Annotated in this window: 3 protein-coding genes and 1 pseudogene; all 4 read left to right on the forward strand. The window is 26.5% G+C overall.

Annotated elements, in window-relative coordinates:
- Positions 1–295, forward strand: a pseudogene (locus H2280_RS07885) (hypothetical protein); the annotation flags it as partial.
- The gene (locus tag H2280_RS07890; protein WP_337216186.1) at positions 282–998 is read left to right on the forward strand and encodes a hypothetical protein; all 717 of its coding nucleotides are present in this window, start codon (positions 282–284) and stop codon (positions 996–998) included. The pseudogene H2280_RS07885 and the gene H2280_RS07890, both read left to right, overlap by 14 nt.
- A gap of 59 nt (positions 999–1057) precedes the next feature.
- The gene (locus H2280_RS07895) at positions 1058–4735 is read left to right on the forward strand and encodes a hypothetical protein (RefSeq protein ID WP_337216187.1); all 3678 of its coding nucleotides are present in this window, start codon (positions 1058–1060) and stop codon (positions 4733–4735) included.
- 12 nt (positions 4736–4747) lie between these two features.
- Positions 4748–5983, forward strand: a 1236-nt coding sequence (locus H2280_RS07900; protein ID WP_337216188.1) for a hypothetical protein, incomplete at its 3' end; no start/stop codon positions are given.

The following is a 5983-nucleotide window of genomic DNA, read 5'->3' on the forward strand; positions in this document are numbered from 1 at the left end:
TAAGCTTAAGACTTCTGATGAGTTAAATAACATGGGTTATAAACAATTTTATAAAAATAAGAATGTTTATATGGCCGAAGATAATAAGCATATAAAAGAAATATGGCAAGATATAACAGAGGGGGCGGAGGTATTAGAAGACGCAAAAAATGGAATAAAAATGAGAAAATTAGATGATGGAACCGTTCTTAGATTAAGAAAAACATCTAGTTCAGGTGGTTCTGCAATTGATATAGGTCGAAAAAAGCCAAATAATGTAATTCACAATAAGGCAAAAGAAAATGGCGATTGGTAAAGTAATTCATAAATATGGTTCATTTTTTCCTGATTTTGATGAGAAATCAGAGATAAAGCTATTTCTACAAATTCCAAACCTTAATAAAACAGATATTTTAGAATACTTTGAAGATCATTTTTTAGGATCAATTTTTTGGGATGCATGTGAATTTAATGATATATATTGCCCTTTGTTTTTCACAGAAGATGAAAACTTAAAAAATTCCATCAAACCAAATTATAATAGCGAATATGTAGGCATCATAGGACAACTATTCTTAGCAGGATATATAGATTTTGGGATTGATTCAAGATCAGAAGATAAATATACAAGGACAGACTATCCTACTAATTTATCTTACTATAAAGAAGATAAATATCAAGCTTGGATTTATTTTAAAGATAATTTTTTTTATACTAATGCATTTTTAAAAGAAGATGAAGAAGATATTTTAATCTACAAAGATAAAGAATACACAGCAAATACTCTACCCAAACTTAAAAAAGGAGAAAAAGTTTATAGCACAATGTTTTCCACTACTTCTTGGGATATGCCAAGATATTGGAGTGGGTATAATATATGGGTAACAAAGACAAAAAAAGGCATAAAATACTTTAATGAAATTTTAGCCCCTAAGCTTTACAATAAATATAAAGATTTGGAAGTAGAAATTGATGATAAAGGTAATATTATAAGATGGATTGGAGGGATTAATAGGTGAAAATTTATGTCAAATTAATAATGGCAAATTTTAATAACACTTCATTTTAAGGTAAAATAATGAATAATAAACGATTTACTTGCACTTATATATATAATTACAAAGAGCTTAAAGGACTTATAGAACGTTATTGTAAAAACGCTAAATGTATAACTTTATATTGTAATAATTTTTCAGAAAAAAGAATATCTAATATGGCGGAAACGGATTATGAACTTGCTAGGCATCTGCAAGATTTTAATCTAGATAAATATTTATATGATACCCTTGTAAATTTTGCATATAAAGGTGTAAAAATTCAAGTTTATGATTATTCTTATAAAAGATTTCTTAACTCTGATAATTTAGATAATAAAATTCCAAATTTTACAATAACTCATTCACTATGCGATACAACAATTATTTTAGAAAATTTTTTAAAGGCTCTAGGAAAAACTGAAAATCAAACTATTTCACAAGCTATTTCTGAAATAATAAAAAAACAAAACGAAGGAGTAGATTTTTTAATTACCTGCATCAATGAAAATTTAAAAATTCCCTTACTCAAAAAATTAAACTCACTTGATGAATATCAAAAATTAAATGATTATAAAATCAATCAGCATATAGAAATGGTATTTTCTGAATTAATACAAAATATCAAAGATATTTATGCAGAAGGCTATTCATTTGCGTACAAGAAAATATTAGAAGCTTTTCTTAATATTGTCAATATTTTTGAGTTAAAAAGTTTATTTGCAAAAGCAAATTTTTTATTGACTGCTAGTGATATTGCTTTTGAATCATGGCGAGCCTATCAAAATATTTCAAAATGGAGTAAAAATAAATATTCTTATATTATTTATAATGCTATCATAAAACTTCTTATAGACGATATTAGTTCTATTTTTACTATTTTTGAAAATAAAATTTTCTATTACGCACTTGTTATAGATGATGAAATTCTTTTTGATTTTTCAGGATTTGGCACTACAAGTCTTCCTTTAACAGCCTATCATAAACAGGATTTAGCTTTATGTCTTATAGCTAATAAAGATGGTTTTAAAGATTTAAATCAAACCCTTATTTTTCAAAATAAAAATGAAGAATTAGGTTTTTTTAATCATAAAAAGATAAAAACAAAACTCCAAGAACAGATGCTTTTAGATCAAAATAGATTGAGTTATATAGAAAGTCCTTATTTTAATTCCATTACATTAGCTCAAATGATAAAAAATTTAAAGAACAAAGAAAGCGAGTCTTTTTATGCAAAAAATTTTTTAATCATTACTAATTCTCCAACAAAATATAATGCAAAATTAAGCAAGCAAATTATAGAAGAAATTTTTGGAAATAAAATCAATTATCCTGATACGATAAAAGATGAAAACCAATATACAAAATTAATACAAGAACCTAAAGACTATAATGTAACTATAAATTATAGTAAATATAAAATTGATATTGCGGACAATAAAAATGATGCTTTCATACTCTCTTTAAGCCCATTTGTAAAATTGAGTTATCAAACTTATCAGAATTTTAAAGATGTAAAAGATGAAAGAATGGAACTTTTTAAAAATATATGGAATATTCCAATTTATGATGATTTTATAAAAGATCCCAATAATATTGATAAAATATATAATTATAACTATTTACAATCATTTTTTTTCCAATCAAATAATAAGGAAAATTTTTTAAAAAAACAAAAACAGTATTTTCAAGAAAGTATTGCTTATTTGCAAAACTATATCAATAGTATTATTCAGACCAAAGAAAGATACTACAATTACCAGACGGGATCAAGTTATTTAAGACAAGTAGATAAGAAAAATTTTAGTATTACAGATGTAATCTTACTCACCTTAACCTATTATGTAATAAAACATTTTTATTCTTTTGTTAAAACCGATTATAAAGCTTGGTGGATTTTTCAAGATTATGAAAGTATACAAATAGAAAAAGAAAAGATCGATATACTTCCTATAAATGTCTTTTTAACTCTTGATGAACATAAACCTATACCTTTATGTTTCTCAAAACAACAAAAAACTAAGCTGGATGCAGGGAAAATTTTTTGCATAGAAGAGTTTGCAGATTGTTTAGAGCAAAATGAAAATAGTGAAGTTAATGATGAGGATAATGAAAAATTTTTGCTTTATCTAAAAGAAAACCAAAACGATAATACCTCACAAGATGAAACAATAAAATATAACTTAGATCAGTTAGAAGCATTGATTGTAAAAGAAAAAAATCTTAACCTCCAAACCAATGATGAGTTGGATACTTTGATAAAAAATATAGAACAAGATCGTATAAGCAAAGTTTCTTACAATCCCCAAAAAACCATAGTGACTGTAATGGATGTTTTTGTAGATAAATTTTTTCCCTTTGCGGATTTTTTAAGAGACGATAATTTTAAATTTGTCAAACGACTTAGCAAAACCATTCTTAGTTTTTTAACCTATAATATGCAAAAGGCTCTTTATGAAAACATCGGCATAAGTTACTTATTATTTTTAATGACTAAATCAGATGTTCAAATAAAAAAAATTAAAATGACAAGCTTGAAAGAATTTAACCAAAGATTAAAAAAATTAAACAAAGTAGCTTTAATGGAGCTTTGCTATGCACAAGCTAATAAAAACAAATATGAAGCTATTATGTTAAGCAATAATTCTGCTTTTAAAAATTTAAAAGGTTTTAAGGATATAACAAATATAAGTAAAAAAGAAATTTTAAGATATAAATTCAGTTTTACCTTAAAAACAATTCAACGTATTGTAAAGCAATCTTTTATAAATTTACCTCAAGCTGTTATACTGGATTTTATTGATCAATTATGGGTAACCCAATATGAAAAAAGTAAAAAAGAGTATGAAAAATTACAATTTTTAAAATTTACAGATAAATATAACCCTCCTTATGTTTTAATGAAAAAAACGACAAAAACCCAAGAAGGATTTATTTCTTACCCTATGATCATTAATAATACTTTTATTTCTTTTAATTTTACTTCTATGTTTGTAGGTGGAAAGCTTCAAACAGGCGGTCTGGGCGAGAAAGAGTCTTTATTTACCTATCGTAAAGATTTAAGTACGCAAAAAGTAAGAACCTACCTTTTAAATAAACTTTTAGCTTATTTATGTTTAGATGAGTTAAGATCTAAGAATAGTTTTAAGATTATAGAGGATATAGATTTTTTTAATAATTACTCTTATATGCATGATTTAGCAGTTAAACCAAGACTTTTGAAATTAAAACATGATAAAGAAGATTTTAAGAACTCAAAATATGCTAATACTAATCAAAAAAATAATACTCAAACCTATAATGATAAATTAAATGAACTCGATATAGATAAACAAAGACAAGATTTATATGATAAATATAAAAAAAGTTGTGATAATGGTCTAAGCGATAACTCTTTAAACCCTATAGATGCTTATCATGTTTGTATGGATTATTTAGAAGATATCAATGAAGGTATATTTAATATTAATTCAAAAAATAATAAAATTGATCCTCTAAAGCATAGGAAATTTTTAAGAGCTTTGGATACTATTGGGCAAAATAATATTAAAGCATTATATGTAGGGATTGAGAAAACAGAAATAAAAAATCAAAAACAAATTAGAGATCTCAATTTTAATCAATCCAATACAAATCAAACTATTAACAAAGAAAAACCGCCAAAAATGATAGGCAGATTAGCCACCACTATCATTATGAAAAATGGTTTATGTATAGGTTAGAAAGGATGAAAAATGAATAAAGAAACTTATGAAATTTATACACCTGATGGATCAATAATGGATGTGGAAAAGGATACAAATAAAATATTATTTGATAAGAGAGATGATCCCCTTCAAACTGGTAAATACATTGAACAGCATTCCAAAGCTCTTTTTGAAGGTGATAAAATTTTAAGAACTTCTCCTTATATCGATTATAAACCTCAATACTTAGATCCTGAATTTCACACAGGAAAGAGATCTACTTTGCTTGAATTTAAAGATTGGCAAAAGATTTATTTAAAAGATCCTGTTAAAGGAGCTATTGCTCCTTGGACTAAAGCAGAAAAAGCTTATTATAATTCACTAAAAACTAAAAGAGAAAAATATAAATATTTAATCATAAGAAGTGGAATAAGATCTACAGTTATAGATATACCTTATGATGCCTATTGCAATGTAGATGAAAAAGGAAATTTAATCAATAAAGACTATAAAGAACTCTATATGGAGGTAGAAGCTAATAGGGGGTTGGCACATGTAAGTGATGGATATTTATCTATGAGTGAGTGGGAATTAGCTGCTGGGATATTAGGAGATAGATTGGGTTTTGCAAAAGGTGGAGGAGGCTTATGGAAAACAGGATATACTACTAGAGCTTATCAAGCGGTATTTTTAGCAGCACAGTTAGGACATCAACCTTCTTTAGAGCATCAACTCACTACTTATTCTTCTTCTGTGGCTTTGGCAGGTGGAGGACATACTAATCCTTTAAGAGAACAAATGTTAAAAAACTTTGCCAAACATCCTCCTTATGATAAATTTGGTATGCTTCCTTTTTTAGATGAATTAATAGGAGTGGATTGGATTATTGATATAAATCGATATCAATTTGCTTATGATGGCCCAGGTTATGCTATAAGTGGCATTTATGATGAAGTTAAAGAAGGCAATATAAAAGATCCAAGAGATATAGATTCTACTTCAGAGAGTAGAATTACATTTGATAAACGAACTAATGATTATAGATGGGGTGGTAGAATGAATTATGCTTCTGAAATCCGTGATAGTAGAAGTGAAGAAGATGCTAGATTATTTGATTATAGTTTAATACTCGATGCCAAACTAGCAGCCTTAACTCCTCCTCAAGGTTATCCTAATGCACCTTGTTATTCTACCCCTGAACAATTAGAAGACTTTTATAAAAGACATATTTTAGATGCTAAGCTTGATCCTAGAATCTCTGCTATTAATCGTTATAATTTTCCA

Origin of the sequence: Campylobacter sp. 2457A (genome assembly GCF_020135895.1) — a bacterium.
Taxonomy (GTDB): domain Bacteria; phylum Campylobacterota; class Campylobacteria; order Campylobacterales; family Campylobacteraceae; genus Campylobacter_D; species Campylobacter_D taeniopygiae.

What these genes read in the sequence shown, in the direction of transcription:
- H2280_RS07890 (WP_337216186.1), top strand. Translation starts at nt 282, where the DNA reads ATGGCGATTGGTAAAGTAATTCATAAATATGGTTCATTTTTTCCTGAT.
- H2280_RS07895 (WP_337216187.1), top strand. Translation starts at nt 1,058, where the DNA reads ATGAATAATAAACGATTTACTTGCACTTATATATATAATTACAAAGAG.